General features: G+C 60.9%; 20 protein-coding genes and 1 pseudogene. 13 read left to right on the top strand and 8 right to left on the bottom strand.

Annotated features, from left to right (window positions below; all coding sequences use genetic code 11):
- Positions 1 to 10 precede the first annotated feature (10 nt).
- From BSIN_RS08615 to BSIN_RS08585, 7 genes are all read right to left on the bottom strand, one after another.
- Positions 11 to 535 (bottom strand): Csu type fimbrial protein, encoded by a 525-nt coding sequence (locus BSIN_RS08615; protein WP_069234644.1) that lies wholly within the window; start codon positions 533 to 535, stop codon positions 11 to 13.
- 89 nt (positions 536 to 624) lie between these two features.
- Positions 625 to 1,185 carry a Csu type fimbrial protein gene (locus BSIN_RS08610; RefSeq protein ID WP_089340174.1) on the bottom strand — a complete coding sequence of 187 codons (561 nt, stop codon included), beginning with the start codon at positions 1,183 to 1,185 and terminating at the stop codon, positions 625 to 627.
- A 62-nt stretch (positions 1,186 to 1,247) separates the two neighbouring features.
- On the bottom strand, positions 1,248 to 1,793 hold the full coding sequence (locus BSIN_RS08605; RefSeq protein WP_089340173.1) for a Csu type fimbrial protein: 546 nt from the start codon (positions 1,791 to 1,793) through the stop codon (positions 1,248 to 1,250).
- Positions 1,794 to 2,735: 942 nt separating this feature from the next.
- Complete coding sequence (gene argC / locus BSIN_RS08600) at positions 2,736 to 3,686, bottom strand: N-acetyl-gamma-glutamyl-phosphate reductase (RefSeq protein WP_059513718.1); 951 nt, start codon at positions 3,684 to 3,686, stop codon at positions 2,736 to 2,738.
- A 175-nt stretch (positions 3,687 to 3,861) separates the two neighbouring features.
- The gene (locus BSIN_RS08595) at positions 3,862 to 5,160 is read right to left on the bottom strand and encodes an MFS transporter (protein WP_143757384.1); all 1,299 of its coding nucleotides are present in this window, start codon (positions 5,158 to 5,160) and stop codon (positions 3,862 to 3,864) included.
- A 71-nt stretch (positions 5,161 to 5,231) separates the two neighbouring features.
- Entirely contained in the window at positions 5,232 to 6,995 is a 1,764-nt protein-coding gene (locus BSIN_RS08590) for a fatty acyl-AMP ligase (RefSeq protein WP_089340171.1), read from the bottom strand.
- A 6-nt stretch (positions 6,996 to 7,001) separates the two neighbouring features.
- The gene (locus BSIN_RS08585) at positions 7,002 to 8,057 is read right to left on the bottom strand and encodes an acyl-CoA desaturase (protein ID WP_218192405.1); all 1,056 of its coding nucleotides are present in this window, start codon (positions 8,055 to 8,057) and stop codon (positions 7,002 to 7,004) included.
- 281 nt (positions 8,058 to 8,338) lie between these two features.
- On the opposite strand from BSIN_RS08585, the gene BSIN_RS08580 reads away from it, so the two are divergent.
- The 11 genes from BSIN_RS08580 (at position 8,339) to BSIN_RS08530 (ending at position 18,882) form a co-directional block, all read left to right on the top strand.
- Positions 8,339 to 8,851: a GNAT family N-acetyltransferase gene (locus tag BSIN_RS08580; protein ID WP_089340170.1), complete on the top strand. Its 513-nt coding sequence runs from the start codon at positions 8,339 to 8,341 to the stop codon at positions 8,849 to 8,851.
- A 115-nt stretch (positions 8,852 to 8,966) separates the two neighbouring features.
- Positions 8,967 to 9,956, top strand: a complete 990-nt coding sequence (locus BSIN_RS08575) for a TauD/TfdA family dioxygenase (protein ID WP_159935901.1) — start codon at positions 8,967 to 8,969, stop codon at positions 9,954 to 9,956.
- Positions 9,957 to 10,012: 56 nt separating this feature from the next.
- A complete protein-coding gene (locus tag BSIN_RS08570; RefSeq protein WP_089340168.1) occupies positions 10,013 to 10,972 on the top strand; it encodes a C-terminal binding protein in 960 nt (319 codons plus the stop codon).
- A 45-nt stretch (positions 10,973 to 11,017) separates the two neighbouring features.
- Complete coding sequence (locus BSIN_RS08565; protein ID WP_089340167.1) at positions 11,018 to 12,145, top strand: aminotransferase class I/II-fold pyridoxal phosphate-dependent enzyme; 1,128 nt, start codon at positions 11,018 to 11,020, stop codon at positions 12,143 to 12,145.
- A 207-nt stretch (positions 12,146 to 12,352) separates the two neighbouring features.
- The gene (locus tag BSIN_RS08560) at positions 12,353 to 13,321 is read left to right on the top strand and encodes a LysR substrate-binding domain-containing protein (protein WP_089340166.1); all 969 of its coding nucleotides are present in this window, start codon (positions 12,353 to 12,355) and stop codon (positions 13,319 to 13,321) included.
- A gap of 287 nt (positions 13,322 to 13,608) precedes the next feature.
- On the top strand, positions 13,609 to 14,391 hold the full coding sequence (locus tag BSIN_RS08555; RefSeq protein WP_218192404.1) for an acyl-CoA desaturase: 783 nt from the start codon (positions 13,609 to 13,611) through the stop codon (positions 14,389 to 14,391).
- 62 nt (positions 14,392 to 14,453) lie between these two features.
- A complete protein-coding gene (locus tag BSIN_RS08550) occupies positions 14,454 to 14,726 on the top strand; it encodes an acyl carrier protein (protein ID WP_059513762.1) in 273 nt (90 codons plus the stop codon).
- Position 14,727: 1 nt separating this feature from the next.
- Positions 14,728 to 15,663: an SAM-dependent methyltransferase gene (locus BSIN_RS08545; RefSeq protein WP_089340164.1), complete on the top strand. Its 936-nt coding sequence runs from the start codon at positions 14,728 to 14,730 to the stop codon at positions 15,661 to 15,663.
- A gap of 39 nt (positions 15,664 to 15,702) precedes the next feature.
- Positions 15,703 to 16,563, top strand: coding sequence for a thioesterase II family protein (locus tag BSIN_RS08540; RefSeq protein WP_059570158.1), 861 nt, complete (start codon positions 15,703 to 15,705; stop codon positions 16,561 to 16,563).
- Positions 16,560 to 17,582, top strand: coding sequence for a zinc-dependent alcohol dehydrogenase (locus BSIN_RS08535; protein WP_089340163.1), 1,023 nt, complete (start codon positions 16,560 to 16,562; stop codon positions 17,580 to 17,582). Before BSIN_RS08540 ends, BSIN_RS08535 begins: the two co-directional genes overlap by 4 nt.
- A 37-nt stretch (positions 17,583 to 17,619) precedes the next feature.
- Entirely contained in the window at positions 17,620 to 18,882 is a 1,263-nt protein-coding gene (locus tag BSIN_RS08530; protein ID WP_089340162.1) for an APC family permease, read from the top strand.
- Between the two features lie 220 nt (positions 18,883 to 19,102).
- Here BSIN_RS08530 and uvrA read toward each other — a convergent pair whose 3' ends face one another.
- The gene (gene uvrA / locus BSIN_RS08525; protein ID WP_089340161.1) at positions 19,103 to 24,973 is read right to left on the bottom strand and encodes an excinuclease ABC subunit UvrA; all 5,871 of its coding nucleotides are present in this window, start codon (positions 24,971 to 24,973) and stop codon (positions 19,103 to 19,105) included.
- A gap of 307 nt (positions 24,974 to 25,280) precedes the next feature.
- Here uvrA and BSIN_RS26450 point away from each other — a divergent pair, with 307 nt between their 5' ends.
- Both BSIN_RS26450 and BSIN_RS25240 read left to right on the top strand, forming a co-directional pair.
- Positions 25,281 to 25,475 (top strand): DUF3164 family protein, encoded by a 195-nt coding sequence (locus BSIN_RS26450; protein ID WP_256583702.1) that lies wholly within the window; start codon positions 25,281 to 25,283, stop codon positions 25,473 to 25,475.
- A 30-nt stretch (positions 25,476 to 25,505) separates the two neighbouring features.
- Positions 25,506 to 25,592 (top strand): annotated as a pseudogene (locus tag BSIN_RS25240) (transposase); the annotation flags it as partial.

Genomic DNA, 25,592 nt, shown 5'->3' with positions numbered 1-25,592 from the left:
TTCCTAATTATTAATAACTGAGCGTGACCTGTGCGGTGTCCGTATAGGTGCCTGCCGGAACACCATTGCCCGGAAGTGTCAGCGCACCATAAATCGGCAACGTGATCGTTCCGGAGACGGGCACCGATACCGCCTGCCCAATCGCAATCGCCTGTGTGCGGCCCGGATCCGAATACAACCGGTATGCGATCCGCGCATTGCCGCTCGCAAGATTGCGTTGCGTATTGCCCGTGCTGGCATGCGCACCTCCGTCGATCGTCATTTTTAGCGTCGAACCAGGTGAGCATTCGATCTGCACCGCGCCGCTGCCGACCGACGCTGTCGCCTGACCGGTCGCGACGGCCGGATACGTGCCGAAGTCGAGCGTGCCGAAATTCAGCCCGCTCGATGCGCCACCGCCCGCGACGCCACAACCCGCGACGATTTGCGCGCTGACCGTGAAGGTCTGGGTTCTGGGCAGCAGCGTATCGGCGTTGCCGCCGACGGGCAGTGTTGCAATGCCTAACAGGAGAATCGCGCGTTGTAGAGTCGACATGACGATCGGGACACCGAAATCGGGAAAACTGGGATTGCCTTACGGCTCGCTCGCGAGCCGCAAGGCTTGGCTGGATGACGAGTCGCCGCTTACCAGCCGAGCGTGACGTTCAGCACATCGGTATAAGTGCCTGCTGCAAGCGCAGACGTACTCGTCTTGTTCGCGACGCCATACACCGGCAGTTGGAACGCCGCGCCCGGCGTCGGCACTGCAACCGCTTGCGCCGTGCCTGCGATGTACTGCTTCGAATGACCCGCGTCCGCATAAACCTCGTAAGGCACATAGCTCGTACCGTTCGCGAGTGCACGCGTACCCGAGCCGATGCCCGTGCCCTTCGATGCGTTTTGGCCACCGTCGACCGTGACTTGAATCGACGTGACGTCCGGCGAGCACGTCACCTGCGCCGTCGTCGAGCCGCCGCCCGTGGCGGTCGCGTTGAGCGAGCCGGTGAAGCCGCTCGGCTGCGTGCCGAAATCGAGCGTGCCGAAATTCGTCCCGCTAACCGAGCCGCCGCCTGCATCGACCGCACAACCCGTCGTCAGCACAAGCTTTGCATTGACCGTACCGGTGAGCCGGCTGGTTTGGGCTTGCACACCCGCGCAGGCAGACAGACAGGCGACGGCCGCCCAAGCTTTCCAGTGAGCTTTCATGTGGTTTTTCCTTCTGGGTAGTAAAAATGAACAGTTACTGCTACTGCTTTACCTGCTCCGAATCACCAATCGAGCGTGATTCCGAGCAAATCCTCATAATTGCCGGACGGCACCGCGCGGGTCATGCCGTTGACGACGCCGAAGATCGGCAGCGTCACGTCGTCTTGCCGTCCGTCGACAAGAAACGATTGCGGTAGCATCGGGACATAGGGAACACTACGTGCCGCATCGCGGTACACGTTGTACGGAATCCGGCCGACGACGCGTCCGCCCGCGTCGCGCTGAACGAGATAGCGACTCGATTGATCGCCGTTGCGGCCGGCGTCGAGCGATACCAGGAAGCCCCGCACATCGGGACTGCAAACGACGCGCACTGCGCCATTCGATGTCGCATTGCCGTCGGCGGTCAGATAATCGTTCCAGACCGGGCCATGCGCGCCGAAATCAAGGCGGCCGAAATCGGTGCGCCCCGCGATGCCGGCGATCTCACAACCGCGGTTGACCTGCAAATTGACTTGCATCGCACCGGTCAATTGACCGGCCGCAACAGCCGTGAACCACAGCATCGATGCGGCCCCCGCCGCCGACTGCCATACACGCTTGCCCATTTCCTTCTCCGCGTGATCGGCCCTCGGTTTCCATTTTTATTTTTTTTTATTCCCTGCCCCGCCTAGCTGGCTCATGCATGCACTGCGATCCCGTGCCACACGGGCACTTTCCGCAATTACGCACCATGTCAGACAAATAAGCCGAGGCCAGACGACATGAAACGTGCCGCCAAGACAAACAGGATTGAAAACCGAATTAAACCGACCTGATTTTAATTGAATAAACAAATTAGATTGAGCACTTGAAATAGATTTCTTTCGAATCAAATCTCCATTTTGCCCCAAATAATGAGATAGATGATGAATGTTTCTTGTAATATTCACTATCGGAATAATCCGAGTTTTTGTTAAATTTACAAAATTTAAAGATCGAATTCGAGATTTTAATTTTTATCATTAATTTACAATTTTTGAGTTTTTATGGGGTTCGGATTAAATCATTCGTGATCGCAGTCGGCTTTTTTATTAGCAATCCGCCAATTGGCCGGCACCCGTCTCGATGAGGCGCGTTGGCAGCATAAGGCGTTGCGACAAGGTGATTTAACTTTCTATACGATCGCAAATCACTTTCATATAGCTTGCACATTCCGGCCGACGCTGGTTCGCCTCAAGGTCGTATCTGTATGTAAAACGATAGCGCCCACGGTCACGCCCATGGCGCTCGACGATGCGTATTGATTCCCGGCCAGCGGGATAACGTGTCTATTGCCCGTTACCAGTATCGCCGTTTATGCGACCGGAACGACGCGCGTGAACAACGCAGCGCTCATCACGGCCACGGCTGCGTCAATTGATGGCAGTTCGTTTACCGGCCCACGGCGCATGCGTATCGATGCTGGATTTGGCATTGCACGGCCGGCCTCGCGGCGAGAACGGCGTCAATCCGCCTCCCGTCTCCGCAAGCAAAGGGCGCGTCGAATAAAATCTCGCGCCAACGCGAATCTACCGCTCGCTATACACTGCACCCGTCAGCATCAAGTCGAGATTCTGAACCGCGGCGCCGGATGCGCCTTTCCCGAGGTTGTCGAACACCGCGGCGATCACGCATTGCCCGGCAGCATCGTTCGCGAATATATGAATATGCAGATCGTCGGTGCCGTTCAGCGATTCCGGCTCGAGCGAATCGAAGCTCGCATCGCGATGCAGCGGTGCGAGCGCAACATGCGGCGCACGCGCGTAATGCTTTGTCAGCTCCGCATGCACGCGCTCGCCGCTCATACCGGCCGCCATCGCGGAAAAATGCAGCCCGACCGACAGCAGGATGCCCTGCCGATAGCGGCCGATCATCGGCAGGAAAATCGGTCGCGCCGATAATCCCGAGTGCAATTGAATCTCGGGCACGTGCTTGTGCTTCAATGCAAATCCGTACCCTCTCACCGGCGTGTCGATGTAACCGGGGTTCACGGGATTCTCATATGCATCGATCATTTTTACGCCGGCGCCGGAATAGCCTGATACTGCATGGATCAACGCCGGAAAATCGGCACTTACCAGTCCTCGCTCGACAAGCGGGCGCAACACCGCGATCGCTCCTGTCGCGTAGCATCCCGGATTGGAGACGCGCCGGCTTGCGGCGATCCTGCCCGCATGTCCGGCCGTCAGTTCGGCAAACCCGTACACCCAGTCCGGATGCGTCCGGTGTGCGGTGCTTGCGTCGATCACTCGAACGGCAGGATTACGAATCAACGAAACGGCTTCGCGCGCCGCATCGTCCGGCAGACATAGAATCGCGACGTCGCATGCATTCAGCGCATCGGCACGCCGTTCGACGCGCTTGCGCTCGGCATCCGGCAGTGACAATAACGCGATATCGTCACGGCCGGCGAGGCGATCGCGAATCTGAATGCCCGTGGTGCCCGCCTCGCCATCGATGAATACGACCGGCTTCATCATTGGTCACTCCGATTTGCTGATGTCGAATGCACGATGATCGATTCGCCGGCATGCGCCGTTCGCACCATTCGGCGGATCCGTTCGAAACCTACATTGGCGCGACGAAAAATCCATTCAAGCAGCCGGCCAGCCTGACACGCCAGCACATTCGGCGCGCGCCGACAGCCGATTCACTCTAAACATCCACGCGCCGCTTGTCCATCCAATACGGCGCGACGATTCCAGGCAGCGACGTCGCCACCAGCGTCAGCACGATCCAATCATATCCCGCCGCCGAGCGCTGGGCCGCTTGCGCCGACGACCAATCGAAAATCGCGCCGATGAGCGGCTGGATCGATGCCGCGACCACACCGGCAAACGTACTGTTGATGGCTGTGCCGATGCCGATGTGCTGGCTCGTGTAGATGCGTTTCAAGCTCATGAAAATCTGCGGCAGTGTCGCGCCGCCGACGAAGCCGAAACCGACGAGACCCGCGATCACGGTCGCCATGCCGGCCGCCTGCCCAATCGACGGGGCCAGCGGCAACAGACACAGCGCCCGCACCAAGCTGCTGATCGACAAAGCGCGTCGCAGCCGGCGCGCGTATCGATCGACGAGAAAGCCGCCCACCACGGAACCCATTACCGTTGCCACCAGCACGAGCGACATCGCCGATGCCGCATCGCGCTTGGCCATGCCGAACCCGTCGGACAGGATCAGCATGCCCCAGACACCGGACAGGCTCATCGCCGCGACGAAATAGCCGACGAAACTCGTCGCGCTGCCCCAAGCAGCGCGCGTGCGCAGAAACGCGCCCATCTCGGCGAGCGAGATCCGGATGCCATCGCGAATCTCCATGCTCAACGCACCGGCGCGGGATACGCCCCCGCGCGCGCTGCGCGCATCGGGCGCAACGAGTGCGATCAGCAGCGCATCAACGACGATCAAGCCGGCAAGTGCCGTGTAGATCGGCCGCCATCCCCAGTGAGCGACGCCGGCGGCGAGCGGCATGGTGGCAGCGATGCCGCCGAGATAGCCTGATACCTGGGACACGCCCGATACGAAACCAAAACGCCGCTCGGGAAACTGCTGCGCGACGAACTTGATCAGCGCGGCAAATACGATCGCGTCGCCGCAAGCAACGCACAGACGCGCGGCGAACGCGACACCCAGCGTCGGCGCCTGCGAAAACAGCAGCGTGCTTGCAGCCGATACGGCGAGGCTGATCAGCATCACTCGCCGCACGCCAAGGGTATCGACGAGGATGCCGGTCGGCACCTGCATCGCCATATATCCGTAGAAATAGCCCGATGCCAGCAGGCCGATGCCGGTGCCGTCCGTCGCGAAATCGCGCCGCAGCACGTCCACGAGCGTCTGCGGCGATACGCGCTGCCCGAAGGCAATCGCATACGCGACGGCGAACAGCACCCATGCAGCAATTCGCCAGCGTGCGCGCTCGCGCGCCGCAATGCACGGCATCGTAGGCTCGGCCAAGATTTTCTCCCGAATCCGGGCTGTCGAGGCGCAGCGGCCATGGCAGGCGCAACCAGCCGGTCGCGCCTATTCTAATCGTCAATCTGAGAGTTCGTCAGCGTGCCGTTGACCCGCTCCAGCGCGCCGCTCAACCATAGTTCTTTCGTCAGCGCGCGTCGTATCTTACCGCTCGTGGTCTTGGGGATCGTGCCGGGACGAATCAACGCGATATCGTGTGCGAACAGTTCGTGCTGCTGAACCAGCGCCTGCCGGATATCGCCGATCAGCTCGTCGAAGTCGAGATTGTTGCGCCAAGTCCGTTCAACTTCCTGAACGACGACCAACACCTCCTGCTGATCGAGCATGACCGAAAACGCCGCGTTGCAATGTGTGCGAAGCGCGGGATGACTGCGCTCGACAGTCAGTTCGATATCCTGAGGATAGTGATTCACTCCGCGAATAATCACGAGATCCTTCAGTCGCCCCGTGATGTAAAGTTCGCCGGCGCTGTCGACGCAACCGAGGTCCCCGGTTCGCAACCATCTTCCGCGCGCTTCGCCGTGAATATGCGCATCGAACGTGTGCACGTTCGCGTCAGGCCGATTCCAGTAACCGCGGCTCACGTGCGGCCCTCTCACCCATATCTCGCCCGTGCGGTTCTGCTCAACGCGCGTGAAAGCAACCGGATCGACGATCGCGATCTCCTCTGCCCGCAGCACGCGTCCGCATCCGACCAGACGCTTCGTATCGTCAGCGCTCCGCGGCGGCAGAACGCGTCCATCGCTGAGCGCGGCCGCACTGACGGGCCGGGTGACCGCACCGCTCCCCGGCATCCCGCCGCTGATCAGTAACGTCGCTTCGGCCATTCCGTAACACGGATACAGCGATTCACGCCGGAACCCGAATAGCTCGAACGCTTTGGCAAAGTTGTCGAGCGTATCCGCCCGCACCGGCTCTGCTCCGTTGAACGCTACGCGCCAGCATGACAAATCGATGCCGTCGAGCGCGTCCTTCTTGAGGCGCTCGACGCAAAGATCGAACGCGAAGTTGGGCGCGCCCGCGATCTGCGCCCGATAGCGATCGATCGCACGAATCCACGCCAGCGGCCGCTGCATGAATGCGACGGGCGCGAGCAACACACATAGCGCACCCGCATAGAGGGCCTGCAACACGTTGAGGATCAGCCCCATGTCGTGATACAACGGCACCCAACTTACGTAGGTCGAGTAACGATCGTTGCGAAACGTCTCGAGAATCATTTGCAGGTTTGCCAGCAGATTGCCATGCGATACCTGAACGCCCTTGGGAGACGAAGTCGAGCCGGACGTATATTGCAGGAAGGCAAGCGATTCGCGTGTGATCGGCTGCAAGAATGAAATGGCACACGGCTCGGGCCTCTGCGCCGCACGAACCTCGTCCAGCTCGATTGTCATGACCGCCGGAGGACTGACCGCCGTATCCGTCAGCACTTGCGTGAGCGAAGCGGCAAGTTTTTCCGTACTGAGACACAGAGCCGGCGCGCAATCGAGCACGATGCTTCGGGTTGCGTCGCGCATGCGCGTCTGCTTGGGCGGCATGATCGGCACGGCAATCAATCCCGCCTTCAAGCACGCAAAAAAAGCGACGATGAATTCGAGCCCAGGAGGAAACGCCAGCAGCGCCCTTTCGCCCGACGGTGCGGCCCCCGCGAGCCGCACCGCCAATTTTCCGGCTAATGCATCGAGTTCCGCGAACGTCAGCGCCTGTTGTTCGGCCCCCGAATCGTCGACGAATACATACGCGCGGTCGGCCGGCTGATCGCGCGCCTTTTGAGCCAGCACATCGACCAGCGATGCATATCGTTGTTCGTCCGCCATCGCGCATCACCGATCGAGAGCGTCGGCCATGCGCGCATTCAAAACCGCCTTGCGTGCCTCGATCCGTTCGGGCTCGATACGCCGTACATCCCATACGAACCCGCAAGCCTCCAGCGCGAGCACCACCCAATAGCCGAAATCGATCTCGTACCACTTCAGCCCGAAGCTCGCCGACGCCGGAAACGCATGATGATTGTTATGCCAGCCTTCACCCCAAGTCAGTATCGCGAGCAGCGGATTGTTGTGACTGCGGTTGTCCTGCATCTTGAACGGACGCGAACCGAACAAATGCAATAGCGAATTCAGCGCCGACACCGACTGTTCGACGACGAACATCCGGACTACGCCGCCCCACAGAAATCCGGTCAACGCGCCAATCCAGCTGTGCGTCAGCCATCCGCCGAGCAACGCGGGTACGGCAAGACCTGCCACAATCCATAAGTGGTACATACGGTCGGCTTTAACGACAGGTTTGTCCGCGAGCAGATCGGGAACGTAATGAGCGACATTCGGATATTCATGTCGAATCATCCAGCCGACATGCGCATGCCACCAGCCGCGCAAGCGGCCGGTCAACGTCGTGCCATGCATGTTCGGCGAATGCATGTCGCCTTCGTGATCGGCCAATTCGTGGTGGCGGCGATGCATCGCCGTCCACGAGATCATCGGTCCGCGCGCGGCCATGCAACCAAGAATCGTGAAGATCACTCTGACGGGCGCGCTGGTCTTGAATGCCCGATGCGTAAACAAGCGGTGAAATCCGACCGTCAGCGCAAAACCTGTCAATGCCCACATCAAAAAAAACAGGCCGACATCGACCGCCGTGAGCGGTTGATAATAAAGCAGACCAAACGCACACAAAGTTCCGACGAACGGCAACACATCGAACAACAGGAAATGCCGCCGTTGCAACCGATGCAGATATGGACTGCTGATCGCCGTGCGGTCCCGTTTGCGACGCACCGGCGCCGGCTCATCCAACGCCTGCTCGCTTTTTCGGTAAGAGGCGGCCGAGCCGGCAAGCTCGGCCGAAGAATGAAGGTCGCTGGCAGGCGTCGACATGAACGGCTCCTTCTGAGATGGAAATCGAATCGAATAGCTCGATCACGCGGTTCGACAATCGACCGCTCGGCCCTACCAAGGCTATCCAGCCGAGCGCCGTTCGACAATTGATCTTTTCGGCGCCATCGTTGTTCGACATGCAAGCGTCTTTCGCGCACGCCTGTTGGCTCGATCAACGTTGAAAAAAAATCAATCGTCAAATTTCAAAATGCAATTGTTCATCTCAAAACGAGCCCTTAACCTGAAGCTCCCGGCATCTTTCCCCGTTCGATGAGCCTCCTATGCGCGACGAAATACAGCTTCGCGGACTCCGGCGAAATGACAGCGCCAGCCTCGTCGAATTCATGTCGGGAAACAATTTCATCCACGGTTTGACCGTGCTTCCCTATATCAGCGAGTACGACGTGCAACGCCTCGTCGAGCCGAGCGATACCCGCCACTGGATCATCGCGGCGCTGAACGACCAAGCGATCGGCTACGTCTACCTGGAATGGGGCAAAGGAAGATGGCGCAATATCGCGATGCTGGCGATCGGCGTCGCGGACCAACACGTGAGAAAAGGTGTCGGCCGCAAGCTGCTGAATGCCGCGCTATGGCTAGGCTTTCGCTATCTCGATTTGCACAAGATCGAGCTGGTCGTCTATGCCGACAACGAACCGGCCATCCGTCTGTATGACAGCGTCGGATTCGTGCGGGAAGGCATGAAACGCAGGAACGCATTTAGAGATGGACATCATCCGGATGCGCTCGTCATGTCCATTCTGCAATCGGACTACGAAAGCAGCAGACGCTGACACGCCCCGTTGCCCGGCGCTCGGATCACTGGGCGAAGGCACGCTCACCTCTATCGAACGGAGGCGCAACTTGATTCGGTTCGAAGAAACGTTCGTCAATGAAGGAATGCTTCCGATGACGATACGGATCACATCGGGACGCGATGCGGACATCGACAGCGTCGCTGCGTGGCTCGCCGAGCATCGTCCGTTGATCGATGCGCATCTGTCGGCACACGGCGCTGTGCTGCTGCGCGGATTCGACGCGCTCAACGGCGCCGAGCCGTTTAGCCGCGCGCTCGGTGCGCTCGCTGCCCATCTGATGGACTACATCGGCGGAACCGCGCCCCGGCATACCGTGCTTGGCAATATCCTGACCGCCACGGATCTGCCGCGCGAATACACGCTCGCACTGCATCAGGAAATGGCCTACACGGCCACCCCCCCCGATCGCGTCGCGTTCTTTTGCGACATCCCTCCAACCGAAGGCGGAGAAACGACGATAGCCGATGCACGCGAGATCACGCGGCGGCTATCGCCCGATATCAGGGAACGGTTCGAGCGGCAAGGCCTGCGGGTAAGGCGCACGCTGCCGACGCCCGACATGCTGCACCTGCGCCCCGGCATTCCGAAGGCGTGGCCGGCTGTCTTCGGAACACATGATCCTTCGGAGGTCGAGCGAATCGCCGACGACAAGGGCTGGGATATCCATTGGTTGCCCAACGGCTGCCTGCAGCTCTGGCAGGAAATGCTGCCCGCGTTCAAAACCCATCCGTTGACAGGCGAGCGCGTGTGGTTCAATCAGGCGCACTACCATACACCGGACTGCACGCTGAAGTGGGCGCAGCGCGACGGCCGCACCGACCATTGCGAACTGATACGAACGGCGATGGCCGATCATCCGGAGATGCTCGACAACGTTTTTCATCGCGACGGTTCGGCCGTCGCCCGCGACGATTCCGAGCACATCTGGGAAACGCTGATGGCAATGGAAGTGCCGCTGAAATGGCAGGCATCCGACCTGCTGCTGCTCGACAACGTTCTGGCGATGCACGGCCGGCTCGCTTATCGAGGTCAGCGCCGAATCCTGGCCGCACTGATCCGCGACACCGTCGTCACGCATTGAACCGCGCCCCTGCTTTCCAGTAGTGCCAAGCGGTTTCGCCAAGCTAGGAGTGCGACATGGGCAACGTATTGGTCATCGACGGTCCGCAATCCACCTATCTCGAAGGGCTGGATATCGAGCGCGACGTATTCGGCAGCGAACATACGGTCGAACTCTGCCGCGTGCGCGACGAGGCTGAAATAGACGGCCGCCTCGAGGAGGCGGACGTCGTCATCTCATGGCATCCGGTGCCGCTTGGCGCCAGCAGCTTCAGCCGTATGAAGCGTTGCCGCGGCGTCGTGCGCGCGGCAGTCGGCTACGACAATATCGACGTATCATTCGCGCGCAGCGTCGATATACCGGTTGCCAACGTTCCCGATTACGGCACCGAGGAAGTCGCCGATCACGCGATGGCAATGCTGCTCTACATCGTTCGCAATCTCGGCACGACGAATGCGACCGCCCGCGTTGCTTGGGACTGGCGCGACATCGGCCCCGTACCGCGCCTGCGCGGGCTGCATCTGGGCCTGGTCGGATTCGGCCGGATCGGAACCGCGTTGTCGATGCGCGCACGCGCATTCGGCATGATCTGCACCTTCTATGATCCGTGGCTCTCGCCCGGCGTCGAAAAATCGCTCGGCGTCGAACGCGTCGACGATCTCGATACGCTGTTTTCCGGCTCCCAGATCATCTCCGTGCATACGCCAAGCAGCCCGGCGACACGCCGCCTGATCGGCGCAAAACAACTATCGCTGATGCCGCGCGACGGCATTCTAATCAATACGTCGCGCGGAGACGTCATCCGCCAGGAAGAGTTGATCGAGCATCTACAGACCCATGCCGAATTCCGCGCGGGGCTCGACGTGCTATCCGGCGAGCCCGCCGTTCCCGCCGCGATACGCGACAGCACGCAGGTGCTGTTGAGTGCGCATTCGGCGTTTTACTCCGATGCATCGTTGATGGAAATGCGGCGAAAATCCGCCCTGACCGCGAAGTGCTTTTACCGTGGCGAAGAAGTGCGGACCGTTGTGAATTGAGATAAGCCGAGCAACCTTCACGCAAGTCCTTTCACGAGACAGATCATGCGTCCACCACTCAACCGAATCGTCGCGAGTCTCGACAACCGGTCCCCCTTTTTAGGTGCAAAGGCGCTCGAGCGTCTACGAGGCCGCCCGTACCGCGCCCGGCTTGGTGCGAACGAATCGCTGTTCGGTGTTAGCGATTCCGTCAAGCAGGCGTGGGAGAAAAGTTTCGCGGAATGCGGCTACTACAACGACCCCACGCACTACGATCTGCGAACCGGCATCGCCGAAAGCTGGCAAATCGGCATCGACCATATTTCGGTAGCCGAAGGAATCGACAGTCTGCTCGAACTGCTATTCAGGGCCTGCATCGAACCCGGTGACTGCGCCGTCACCTCGCTCGGCGCATATCCCACCTTCGATTACCACGCCGCCGGCTTCGGCGTCCGGCTGATCCGGCAACCGTATCTTCCGAATTACGTCAACGATCTCGACGGCATCCAAGCGCTCGCCTGGCGTCACCGTCCCAAGCTCGTTTATCTTGCCAATCCGGACAATCCGACTGGCTCCTTTTTCGACGCGAACGCACTGCTGAGCTGGATTGATCACATGCCCGGCGATTGCGTGCTCGTGCTCGACGAAGCCTATGCCGAATTCGCTCCTATTGAAAAATTGCTGCCGCGCGCACTCGAGCGTCCCAATCTGGTTCGCCTGCGCACGTTTTCCAAAGCTTACGGACTTGCGGGCGCAAGAGTCGGTTATTTGATCGGCGCCCCGGAACTGATACAAGCGCTCGATTCGATTCGGCTGCATTTCGGCGTCGCCAAAGCATCGCAGGAAGCCGCGCTCGCTGCATATCGAGATGCGGTGTTCGTCGACCATGTCGTATCCGAGACGATTCAAGCTAATCGACATTATTATGCGATCGCGGCTCAACTCGGCGTTCCCGCACTATCTTCATCGGCTAATTTTGTCGCCTTCGATTTTGGTACGCCGGAAAATGCGCTTTACTTCGCGAACTGGCTCGAAAACCACGACATCTTTGTCAGACGGCCACCGGTTGATCATTTGAATCGACTGATCCGCGTAACGGCCGCGCCGCTGGAGACGCGCCGCTATTTTCAGGACGTGATCCTGGACGGTATGCGAAACCGCCCCGCTGCTCACGCACTCAAGCAAAGCTCCTGAAAGAGCGTCCTGGTTCAGCAAAAGTTTAATATGGCCAATTAACGCTGCCAAAATTCATTTTTCTTTTTTTTGATGCCGTAACTTGCTACGCTGTAACAGCCAACCCCGATCTCAGTCGCGAGGCGCAATCCTTAAGGTTTGCTGACGAATTTCGGGAAACCGCCATAACTGGCATGCGTTTAAGAAGTAGATTGCGAGAATCCGGCCATGGCTCGCCTTCCCCCTTTCAAATCGATCGAAGCGTTTGTCGTGGCTGCCCAGTCGCTCAGTTTCACGACGACGGCCTCCGTCCTGCACATCACCGTGCCTGCCGTCAGCAGACGAATTCAAGCGCTCGAAGTCGAACTCGGTATTTCGCTATTCCAGCGCGAACACCGCTCGCTCGAATTGACCGAGGCCGGGCGCGAATATGCACAGCGCCTGACCCCTGCGATCGAGGCGATACGCGTGGCCTGCGAAGGCGTGCGCGTCGCCCCTCGCAAGAGCGGCCTCCGGATCAGCGTGCGCCCGGCATTTGCGATTTCGTGGCTATTTCCGAGGCTGCATCGGTTTGCCGAGCGCCACGGCAACATCGGCTTGGAATTCGAAACGTCCACGCAAGAACTCGATGCTGTCAGCGACAATTTCGACATTGCGATCCGGCTCGGCGACGGCCAATGGAGTTCGCTCGAAGCCACGCCGTTAATGAATGTCGCGATGTTCCCAGTATGCAGCATGCAATATGCATACAAGCATCTGCATGCGCGAAGCCCGATCGACATTTTGTCCGGGAAATTGCTTTGCTGCCGGCATCTGGACGGCATTTGGTCCAGTTGGGCGGAAGCGTTCGGCATTGTCGAACACGATGACGACGCCCGCGAATCGACACTCTTTCTGCACGATCTCTCGCTCGTCTACGAGGCCGCCACGAACGGGCTCGGCATCGCGCCCGGCTTCGATGTCCTGATCGATCCATATATCAGAAACGGAAAGCTGATCCGCTTGACGGAACGGCCCTTCATTCCCGATTGCAAATTCTATGCACTGGTTCGCCCCAAGGATCGCGATCGGATACAAGTCCAGACCTTTATCCACTGGCTGCTCGATGAAGCGCGTGCGCTCAATCGCGACTCCATTGCATTCGAATTAACCGATCTCTCACAAAACTCAATTGTTGCGAGCCCAAGCGCGCGCTAATCTGCTCGAACCGAGATGTGTCGCCTCATTCGATAAATTTCGGCATCCAAAATTTTTGTCGAGAATTTCATGGTCGATTGGAGCACGTCATGTCATTAGTCATCGATGAGACTTTCAAGGAATCACATGCTGTTCCCGGACGCCGGCTGGCCATCGACGCGCCCTTTCTCCACCGCTTGCAACGCCGGCATTTCATCTTGTTCGACGTTCTTCCATTATTCGGCACAATAGCGGCCATTGTGCTCGCTTTTTATCGGCCGATTAGCTGGGTCGATATCGCGTTGTTCATGGTCATGTGGCTTTTGACCGGGCTCGGCATTTCCGCGGGCTATCACCGGCTCTTCACGCACCGTTCGTACAAGACCGTGACCGCGGTGCGCGTCGCCTTGGCGATCTTCGGTTGCATGGCCGGGCAAGGCGCCGTGATTTCGTGGGTAGCGATGCACCGCCGGCATCACGAGCGCGCCGATCGCGACGGCGATATGCATTCGCCGAACCTGCACGGCACATCGGTCATGCAGCGCATCCGCGGATTCATTCATGCGCACTACACGTGGATGATCAAGCACGAATATCCGAATGTCGCGCATTACACGCCCGATTTGCTGCGCGACCGCGCAATCGTCAAGACCGGCCGGCTCTACAGTTGGTGGATCCTGTTGGGCCTGGCGATTCCGGCCGTTATCGGCGGCCTCGTCACGCAAAGCTGGTATGGCGCGCTCACCGGCCTGCTGTGGGGCGGCGTCGTGCGCATGTTCGTCGTCGGCCACTCGATGTGGGCGCTCAATTCGGTGCTGCACACCATAGGCGCGCGCCCCTACCGGTTACGCGAAAATCCGAACGACAACAGCCGCAACAACTGGGTACTGGGTCTGCTCGCCTGGGGAGAAGGCTGGCACAACAACCACCATGCGTTCCCGTTCTCCGCATCGTTCGGCCTTGCCTGGTATCGCGCCGATATTGCGTACTGGTTCATCGCGATGCTCAAGGCGCTCGGCCTCGCATGGGACGTCAAGCTGCCGACGCCGGAAAGCATGGCAAAGCGAACCGCCGAAGCGATTCAAACCTGATCTGCGCCGCTTCATCCGAAAGTCGCATCCTCACCCGTCCTATCGACACGGAGGCTTCAACTATGACAACGCCCGTACTCAACGATGCATCGTCGATCGAAACATGGTGTGTCGACTTCATCTCGAACACGCTCAATTTATCGAAATCGAAAATCGATCCGACTGTCGCGGTCGATCGATTCGGGCTCGATTCCGCCACCGCCGTGTCGCTGATCATGGAGCTGGAAGAGACGCTGAACGTCGAACTCGCCCCCGAGTTGCTGTTCGAATACCCGACGCTGCGTTCGCTCTCCCAACATCTGGCATCGCGCCTTTCCTCCAAACAGGTGGCCTGACATGAATGCAATCAGCTTACGCGATCGCGAAGGCGAAAAATATGGCGGCTCGCCCGAAGGCATCCGCCACCATTACGACATCGGCAACGACTATTGGCGGCTGATGCTGGGCCCGACTTTTACCTATTCGGCCGCGCTTTTCTCCCGGCCCGACGAGGATATCGACACGGCCCAGAATCGCAAGATCGATTGGCACTTCGTCAGCTCCGGCGCGCATGAGGCTCGCTCCGTGCTCGAAGTCGGATGCGGATGGGGCACGATCCTTCGGCGCTTGTCGAACATGCCGCATATCGAAAGGGTCGTGGGTCTGACGCTAAGCGATGCGCAAGCCGATTACCTTCGCTCGCTCGAATTGCCGAAAGTAAGCGTGCGCGTCGAAAACTGGGCGGTTCACGAACCGCTCGAGCCCTACGATTCGATCATCTCGATCGGTGCATTCGAGCACTTCGCCAAACATGAGGAAACCGAATCGGAAAAACTGAGCGTCTACCGTGATTTCTTCGAGCGCTGCCGCCGCTGGCTCACACCGAACGGGCGAATGTCACTGCAAACCATCGCATACGGCAATATGAAACGCGAAGAAGCGAGCGACTTCATGAATACGGAAATTTATCCGGACTCCGATCTTCCGTATCTGAACGAAATCGTCAAAGCCGTCGACGGTCTGTTCGAAATCGTCACCGTGCGCAACGATCGGCTCGATTACGCGAGAAGCTACGACGCATGGGCCGCCAATCTGCGCCGGGACCGCGACAAGGCAGTCGCCATGGTTGGCGAAGAGCAGGTGCGGACTTTCGAGCGTTTCTTCAAGCTGGGCTCCGTCGGCTTTCGGATGGGAAAACTCAACCTGCTGCGCTTCACGCTGCGCCCGATCACCGATTCGTGGACGGTGACCGGCAGCGAAATCTGGGGGCCTGCCCGTCTCAAGCTGGCTTGAGCTTGCCCGCAACGCCATGCGTGAACCGGGCATCGGGGCATGGCGTTGCTCATTTCTTTCGGGACGGATGCCATGAGCGAATCATCGCCGTCGCTACGGCACGCGCCCTCCGAGGGCATTGCGCGCGTGCGCCTGCTTTGCTTTGCGCATGCGGGCGCCGGCGCATCGTCATTTAACGGTTGGCCCCAATATCTGCGTCCCGACATACATCTCGTCAAAGCCCAGCTTCCGGGACGAGAGGACAATAACGCGACGCCTCCCTTCACCGAGATCGAACCGTTGATCGCGCATCTGCTGCCGCAGCTCGACCCCCTGCTTGATCGGCCCCTCGCGATCTATGGGCACAGCATGGGCGCGCTTGTCGCATTCGAGATCACGCGCGCGCTGCGCCGCCATCGCAACGTGCAGCCGGTGGCGCTATTCGTCTCCGGACGCCGCGCGCCGCACAAGCCGCTTCGTCATCCGTTCCTTCACCGGCTCTGCGACGCCGACCTGGTTGCGCACCTTCGAAACATGGGGGGCACATCGGCCGACCTGCTGGATAAACCCAAGTGGCGAGACCGATTTCTGCCGACAATGCGCGCCGATCTCCAGCTATCGGACATCTACGACTATCGTGACGAACCCAGGCTTGCATGCCCGCTCTATGCATTCCTCGGCGAAGAGGACCACGAAATGTATCGTGAGGACTGGGAATCCTGGATCGATCAGGCCGACGGCCATTTCGAGCGCGCGCTGCTTCCGGGGGGCCATATTTTCTCGCTTCCGGTGCAAGCATTGCTCGTCGCGCGCATCGCGGAAATCCTGGATTCGCTGCCGTTGCGCGTCGGCCAGCCGCCCATGATGCCAACGCCCGCCGGACCCATTCGCGCATTGGACAACGCGAGCATGACATCATGAGCCATCTGATGAGAGCCGCCGTTGCCGAACAATTCAATCAGCCTCTGTCCATCTGCGACGTTCCGATTCCGTCGCCCGCCCCGGATCAGGTGCTCGTCAGGCTGGCCGCAAGCGGTGTGTGCCACACCGATATCCATGCCGTTCGCGCGGAATGGCCGCTCAAACCCCGCTTGCCGCTGATTCCAGGACACGAAGCCGTCGGCTTTGTTTCGGCGTGCGGAGAAAACGTCAAGCATCTGCGCGAAGGCGACCGAGTCGGCGTCTTCTGGCTGAACAGCGCCTGCGGCATTTGCGAATTCTGCACCAGCAAACGCGAGACGCTCTGCCTGAAGCAGAAAAATACCGGCTACTCTCTGAACGGCACATTCGCCGAATACTGCGTCGTCTCGGGCAATTACGCCGTGCCGCTGCCGCAAGGCGACCCGTACAAACTGGCGCCGATCATGTGTGCCGGTGTGACGACTTATAAAGGAATCAAGGAAACCGGCGTCAAGCCAGGAGAATGGATCGCCATTTCCGGTGTCGGCGGTATCGGACATCTTGCCGTTCAATACGCGAAAGCATTAGGACTTCAAGTCGTGGCGCTGGATATCGACGACGACCGCCTGCGCCTTGCGACTCAGCTCGGCGCAGACATCGTCGTCAATGCGCAAACCGAATTTCCCGTCAGCCGGGTGACGCGCGTGACGGGCGGCGTGCATGGCGCGCTCATTACCGCCGTGTCGCCGAAAGCCTTCGAACAGGGCCTCGGCATGTTGCGCCGGGGCGGCACGTGCGTATTGGTGGGAATTCCTCCGGGCAGCTTTGCGCTGTCGATCTTCGATACCGTTGTGAAAGGATTGACAACACGCGGCTCGATTATCGGCAGTCGCCAGGATTTAAAAGAAGCACTCGAATTCGTTTCGTCGGGATCTGTATCGGCACAAATCGAGGTGCGTCCTTTGGATAAGGTGAATCAAGCAATTGATGATATTCTTCAACGGCAAATAAGAGGGCGGATCGTGCTAGATCTTAACTAGCGCCGGCCACGGCGCAAACGTTCGAGAGGGCTGTTCGATGACGACACTGCGCCGACAAATTTCGCTCTCGAGCGGTATCGCGCTCGCGGTAGGCATGGTAATCGGCTCCGGCCTGTTCGGATTGCCCGGCCTTGCGCTTCAAATCAGTTCCCCCCAAACCGCGGCGTGGGGATGGTTGATCTGCACACTGGCGTGCGTACCCTTGATCTGGATTTTCGCGGTTCTGGGCGCGCGCTTCGCATCCGCCGCCGGTATTTCACGCTATGTAGAGGCCGCACTTGGTCAACGCGCCGAATATGGGGTCACGGCCGTGCTTTGCGGCACGTTTCCGCTTTCCGTACCGGCACTGGCGATGATCGGCGGCAGTTACGCGCTCACCGCGTTCGGTATCGAACCGGAAAGACTTCTCGTCGTGTCGGCGCTGTTCCTGCTGAGCGCCGTGCTATTCAATCTGAGCGGCGTGCGGACCACCACGCTGATCAACAAGGTATCGCTGCTGCTGATCGTCGCGACCGTCCTTATCCTTGCCGCGCTGCGCCTGCCCGATCTGATTACCGGAGGCCGGCTGTGGACAGCCCCCGATTTCACCGCGATACATCCGGCGTCGCTCTGGAAAGTGACGGTATTGATTTTCTGGGCCTATCTGGGCTGGGAAAACATGTCGTTCGGCCTGGAGGAATTCAAGAATCCGAATAAAACGATCAAGCAGGTTTATTTCCTGAGCTTCGTGACCGTCGTCGTGCTCTACTTCGCGCTTGCCGCAACGATGAACGGCGCATCGATTCATGACTCGAACGTCAATGTCACGCAAGGCATCGCTCACCTCGTGCCTGCTCAATGGCGGCAGCTTTTCTCGATCGCGACACTCGTCATCATTCTGGCAAACGCGAACGCGTGGGTATTTGGCGCGAGCCGCCTGTTCTATTCGGCGGGCCGCAACGGCCTGCTGCCCGACATATTCGGCAAACTGGACCGCCGCGGCATACCGCGTAATGCGCTCCTGCTGCTCGCCGGCTGCTTCGCGGCCGTGCTGCTTGCATCGGCGATCTTCCACCTCAAGATCGAGGATCTCGTGTTGATCGCCAACCAGAATTTTCTCGTGCTCTATGTCGCATGCCTCTATTGCTTCTGGAAAATAGAGACGGGCCCCAGCCGCTGGCCGCTGATGGTGCTCGGCTCGGCATCGTGCGCCTTCCTGCTCGCTGGCTTCAGTTACAGGATGCTGTATCCGATCGCGCTGCTCATCGCCGGCATGCTGTATCAGCAATACCGCGCGAAACGTCCGGGCCTGTCGGTTTGAGCAATGCCGATCACTGTCTCGCGTCAGCGAATCGACGGACGTTTCGCCGTGCAGGCACAAGCTGAACGCGCGCCGGTAAACCAACGATACGCAAGCACGATATGCAGGCACTGGCCCGCAAGTTTCTCGTCACACCCCAATGCCCAACTCTGCACTGGGGTGCTCGTCAAAAGCGCGTCGTTCAGCCGAAGTCTGCCTCCTCCCGCCGCACCCGTTCGCCTCAGTCCACGCCGCCACGCGCCAACACAGGCTTGAGCGCGCGCCCCGTATGGCTCGCGCTCACCTTCACGAGCCCCTCCGGATGCGCCGCCGCCACGACTGCACCGCCCCCGACGCCGCCCTCCGGGCCGAGGTCGATCACCCAATCCGCTTCCGCGATCACGTCGAGGTCATGCTCGATCACGACGACACTATGTCCCGCATCCACGAGCCGGTGCAGCACGCGAATCAGCTTCGCGACGTCCGCCATGTGTAGCCCCACGGTCGGTTCGTCGAGCACGTAAAGCGTATGCGGTGCCTTCTGGCCGCGCCGCGTGATGTCGTCGCGCACCTTGCTGAGTTCGGTGACGAGCTTGATGCGTTGCGCCTCGCCGCCGGACAAGGTCGGCGAAGGTTGGCCGAGCGTCAGGTAGCCCAGGCCGACGTCCTTCATCAGTTGCAACGGATGCGCGATGTTCGAAATCGCCGCGAAAAACTCCACCGCTTCGTCAATCTCCATCGTCAGCACGTCGCCGATGTTCCTGCCGCGCCACGTGACCGCCAGCGTCTGCGGATCGAAGCGCTGCCCGTGACACACATCGCACGGCACCTTCACGTCGGGCAGGAAACTCATGCCGATCGTGCGCACGCCTTGCCCTTCGCATGCCGGGCACCGTCCTTCTCCGGTGTTGAACGAGAAGCGCGACGCCGTATAGCCGCGGGCGCGCGCCTCCAGCGTATCCGCGAACAACCTGCGGATGGCGTCCCAGACGCCGATATAGGTCGCCGGGCATGAGCGCGGCGTTTTGCCGATCGGTGTCTGATCGACTTCGAGCACACGGTCGATGGCCTCCCAGCCGCTGATCGACTCGCAGCCCTGCCACACATGCGTGACATTGAGCGACGGCTTCGGCGCGCTGCGCGCCAGCACGCTCGCGCGGCGCCCCGCCGTCTGCGACGCGCGCGGCGTGTCGCGCTGCGCGGCGTTGCGCGCGCGGCGGGTGGCCGGCGACGACAGCACCGATCGGCCCACCGCATCGAGCAGGTTGGTCATCAGCACGTCGCGCGCGAGCGTCGACTTGCCCGACCCGCTCACGCCCGTCACCGCAACAAGCCTCGCCAGCGGAATGTCGACCGTGACGTCGCGCAGGTTATGCAGTTTGCCGCCGTGCACCGTCAGCCAATTCTGCGGCACTGCCGCGCCGGTCCTCGCACCCGGCGGATTCACGTTGCGGCGCGGCTGCAGCGGGTGCGCGATCGGTTGTGCGAGAAAGCGCCCCGTCACGGATTCGGGCTGCGCGGACAAGTCCGCCACCCCGCCCTGCGCGACCAGTCTGCCGCCGCGCTTGCCGGCGCTCGGGCCAATATCGATGATGTGATCCGCGCGGCGGATCGTGTCTTCGTCATGTTCGACGACGACGAGCGTATTGCCCTTGTCGCCAAGTTTGCGCAACGCATTCAGCAGAATCTGGTTGTCGCGAGGATGCAGGCCGATCGTCGGCTCGTCGAGCACGTAGCACACCCCCTGCAGATTGCTGCCGAGTTGCGCCGCGAGCCGGATGCGCTGCGCTTCGCCGCCAGACAGGCTCGGCGCCGCGCGATCGAGGCTGAGATAGCCGAGCCCGACTTCCTCGAGAAACGCAAGACGGCTGCCGATCTCGCTGACGATATCGCGTGCGATCTGCGCATCGCGGCCGGTAAGTTGCAAGCCGCTGATCCAGCGGCGCGTATCCGACACGGTCCATTGCGCGACGTCGACGATCGGATGGCCATCGAAGGTCACCGCGCGCGCGAACGGATTCAAACGCGTGCCGCCGCAATCCGGACACGGCTCGTCGCCGACGCCTTCCGGTTCCTGCTCGTCCGAAGGCAGCGTCTGCTCGCGGCCTCGACCGTCCTCGGCAAACACCGTGTCGTCATAGGCGGCGCGCTGCTCGCGCGTGAGTGCGAGGCCCGTGCCCACGCAGGTCGTACACCAGCCATGCTTGCTGTTGTACGAGAACATCCGCGGGTCCAGCTCCGGATAGCTCGTGCCGCACACCGGGCACGCACGTTTGATCGACAGCACTTCGAGCGTGCCGATCCGCGCACTCGACTGACCATGAGCCAACGCCTGTTGCAGGCCGTCGAGCGGCGCAAGCAAGTGCATCACGCCCTTGCCCAGTTCGAGCGTCTCGTTCAAACGCTGCCTCAGCTCATCCTCGCGATCCGGCGACACGACGAGGTCGGCCACCGGCAACTCGATCGTATGCTCGCGGAAACGATCGAGCTTCGGCCAGGAATCGACGCTCACGAACTCGCCGTCGACGCGCAGATGCGTGTTGCCGCGCGCCTTCGCCCACTTCGCGAGATCCGTATAAACGCCCTTGCGGTTGACGACGAGCGGCGCGAGCAACCCGACATGCTCGCCGCGATGATCGCGCAACAATTGCGCGGCGATCGATTCGACGCTTTGCGACGTCACCGGCGTGCCGTCATGAACGCAGTGCTGAAGGCCGAGCTTCACATACAACAGCCGCAGGAAGTGCCACACCTCGGACGTCGTCGCGACCGTACTCTTGCGGCCGCCGCGCGACAGCCGCTGCTCGATCGCGACGGTCGGCGCAATGCCGTACACCGCATCGACTTCCGGACGCCCCGCCGGCTGCACGATCGAACGCGCGTAAGCGTTCAACGATTCGAGGTAGCGGCGCTGGCCTTCATGAAAAAGAATGTCGAATGCGAGCGTCGATTTGCCCGAACCAGATACGCCGGTGATCACGTTGAACCTGCCGTGTGGAATATCGACGTCGAGCGCCTTCAGATTGTGCTCGCGCGCGTTGACGATCCGCACGACGTCCTCGCCTTCGACCGCGCGCCGCGCACGCGCCGCACGCCACGCAGCCTGCAGCGGCACGCCCGCGTCGGCGGACTGCGCTTGAGCGCCGATCGCGCGCTCGTACTGCAACAGCGCCGCGCCGGTATGCGAGATAGCGCATGCTTTGACTTCATCGGGCGTGCCCGCGCACAGCACGAGGCCGCCGCCATCGCCGCCCTCCGGGCCGAGATCGATCAGCCAGTCGGCCGCGCGGATCACATCGAGATTGTGTTCGATCACGATCAGCGAATGACCCAGCGCAAGCAGCTTGCCGAACGCCTGCATCAGCTTCGCGATATCGTCGAAATGCAGCCCCGTGGTCGGTTCGTCGAACATGAACAGACGGGCGTCGCGCGCCTGCTTCACCGCGGCACCGCGGGCGCTTCCGGCCTTCGCGGATTCCGCGAGAAAGCCCGCGAGCTTCAACCGTTGCGCTTCGCCGCCCGACAAAGTCGGCACCGGCTGGCCGAGCTTCACGTATTCGAGCCCGACGTCGACGATCGGTTGCAGCACGCGCAATACTTCCGCGTCGGCGGCAAAGCACACCGCAGCCTCGCTGACGGTCAGATCGAGCACGTCGGCAATACTGAGCGCGCGGCCGCCGCGCTCGATGCGCACCTCGAGAATCTCGGCCCGGTAGCGCCGGCCGTCGCAGTCCGGGCAACGCACATAGACGTCGCTCAGGAACTGCATTTCGATGTGCTCGAAGCCGCTGCCGCCGCAGGTCGGGCAGCGGCCGCCGCCCGAGTTGAAGCTGAACGTGCCGGCGCCATAGCCGCGCTGCAACGCGAGCGGCGCCTTCGCGAACAGCTTGCGAATCTCGTCGAACGCGCCGACATAGCTTGCCGGGTTCGAGCGCGTGGTCTTGCCGATCGGCGATTGATCGACAAACACGGCATCGCTTACCTGCTCCGCGCCCGTCAAGCGGCGGTACGCGCCCGGCGACTCGGTCGCGCGGCCCAAATGCCGCGCCATCGCCGGATAGAGCACGTCCTGCAACAGCGTCGATTTGCCGGAACCCGACACGCCCGTCACGCAAACAAAGCGCTGCAACGGAATCTCGAGCGTGACGTCGCGCAGATTATGCTCGCTCGCGCCTTCGAGCACGATGCGCGGCGTGTTCGCATCCACCACGCGGCGCAACCAGCTTGACGTATCGGCCACGTGCTTGCGGCCGCCGAGATACTCGCCCGTCAGCGTGCGGGCCGAGCGGATCGCGCTGGGCGCACCGTCGTAGACGATCGTGCCGCCGCGCTCGCCCGGCCCCGGCCCCATGTCGATCAAGCGGTCGGCCGCGAGCATCACCGACGGGTCATGTTCAACGACGACGAGCGTATTGCCCGCATCGCGCAAGCGCTGCATCGCCTCGACAATCCGGTTCAGATCGCGCGGATGCAGCCCGATGCTCGGCTCGTCAAGCACGAACAGCGTCTTCGTGAGCGAGGTGCCGAGCGCCGTCGTCAGATTGATCCGCTGCACCTCGCCGCCCGACAGCGTGCGGCTCTGCCTATCGAGCGTCAAATAACCCAGCCCCACATCGCACAAATACTTCAGCCGTGTGCGCACTTCGGCGAGCAGCAGCTTCAACGCATCGTCGAGCAGCGTGCTCGGCAAGGTGATGGCATCGAAGAAACGGCGGATGCGCTCGATCGGCAACAGCATCAGATCGTGCACCGTCAGGCCCGGCAGCGCTTCGAGTTGCGCGCGGGTCCAGTCGACACCGCGCGGCATGAAACGCTTCGCGCCCGCGAGCACCGCGTCGGCGTTCTCCTTCGTGCCGAGCCGCCAGAGCAGCGACTCTGTCTTCAGGCGCGCGCCGCCGCATACTTCGCATGGCGTGTAGCTGCGATATTTCGACAGCAGCACGCGGATATGCATCTTGTACGCTTTCGATTCGAGATAGCCGAAGAAGCGCTTGACGCCATACCACTGGCTCTGCCACTTGCCGCTCCAGTCGGGTGACCCGTTGATCACCCAATCGCGCTCGGCAGGCGTCAGCTCGGCCCACGGCGTATCGCGCCGGATGTTCGCCTTCGCCGCATAGCGCATCAAATCGTCCTGGCATTCCTTCCAGGCGGGCGTCTGCATCGGCTTGATCGCGCCGCCGCGCAACGTTTTGCGCCCGTCGGGAATTACCAGACCGAGATCGACGCCGATCACGCGGCCAAAGCCGCGGCACGCTTCGCACGCGCCGTAGGCCGAGTTGAACGAGAACAGTGCCGGCTGCGGGTCCGCATAGCGCAAGTCGCTGTCCGGATGATGGAGGCCGGTGGAAAAGCGCCACACCTCGGGCACAGGCACCGCATCGTCCGGATTGTCAGACGGCTGCGCGAGCACATAGACGTTCACCCGCCCGCCACCGCGCTTCAGCGACGCTTCGATCGCCTCGATGGCACGCACCTTGTCCACCTGATGCAGACGGAAGCGATCGGCCACCACGTCGAGCACCTTGCGCGGGCCGGTGGGCGACGCAACTTCACGCTGCGCCTGCACCCGCGTATAGCCGCTTGCCGACAGCCATTGCTCGACTTCGTCGGCAGTCACCGTTTCCGGCAATTCGACCGGAAACGTGACCACCAGCCGCGGGTCCCGATCCGCCGTGCGCGCGACGAGGTCCGCATAGATAGTCTGCGGCGTATCGTGCCGCACCGGCTGCGCGGTCTTGCGGTCGAACAATTCGGCAGCGCGGGCGTAAAGGAGCTTCAAGTGATCGTTGAGTTCGGTCATCGTGCCGACGGTCGAACGCGAGCTGCGCACCGGATTGGTCTGATCGATCGCAATCGCGGGCGGCACGCCGTCAACACGGTCCACCTGCGGCCGATCCATCCGGTCGAGAAACTGTCGCGCATACGCGCTAAAAGTCTCGACATAGCGCCGCTGACCTTCCGCGTACAAGGTATCGAACACCAGACTCGATTTGCCCGAACCCGACGGGCCGGTGACAACCGTCATCTCGCCGGTGCGCAGGTCGAGATCGATATTCTTGAGGTTGTGCTGACGCGCTCCACGAATGCGAATCAGATTATTAGCTGACAATTTGCCTGCCCGTCTGAATGAGTTGATCGGCGTCCACCGCGCCGGAACGCCGCGAGACGCCTGAAGGAATAGCGTGCGCGCCGAAATGGAACACCGGCGCGGTCAATTTCGACGCACACTATACTGTACATTCATACAGCCTTCCATCCCGGCACTCAGACACTGAGCCGGTACGGCGCTATTTCGTATCCGGTTGCCGCGCCAGCGGCGCGCGCCGCTGGCGCACCCCATACCCAACAACGGCAACACAATCGGGAATGGAATTCCGTTTCGAGTCCTTCCATGAACAAACAACGCGAACTGACGATTGACGAAAGCAACCAGATCGAAGATCTGCTCGGTGAAGCGTCTCCAATCGGAAATGTCTGAGTTCAAGGCACGTGCATTCGGCGACATCGCGGCATTCGTCGAGACGAGCCACGAACAATACGGCGTCAAGGTCGGTGGCGCGAAGGAAAACATTTCGCTGATCACGTTCGACGTGACCTGCCCCCTTCAATAGGGCCAATGGGCTTCTAGCAAAGTCCCTTTTCAGACCTGCATCGTGCATCTGATCCGCAACAGTCTGGAGTACGCCAGCTACAAGGATCGCAAGGCACTGGCCACCGCGCTACGCCCG

It is taken from the genome of Burkholderia singularis (assembly GCF_900176645.1).
Lineage (GTDB): Bacteria > Pseudomonadota > Gammaproteobacteria > Burkholderiales > Burkholderiaceae > Burkholderia > Burkholderia singularis.
The sequence above is the reverse complement of the archived record's forward strand: the minus strand, read 5'-3'. Positions and strand labels throughout refer to the sequence as shown.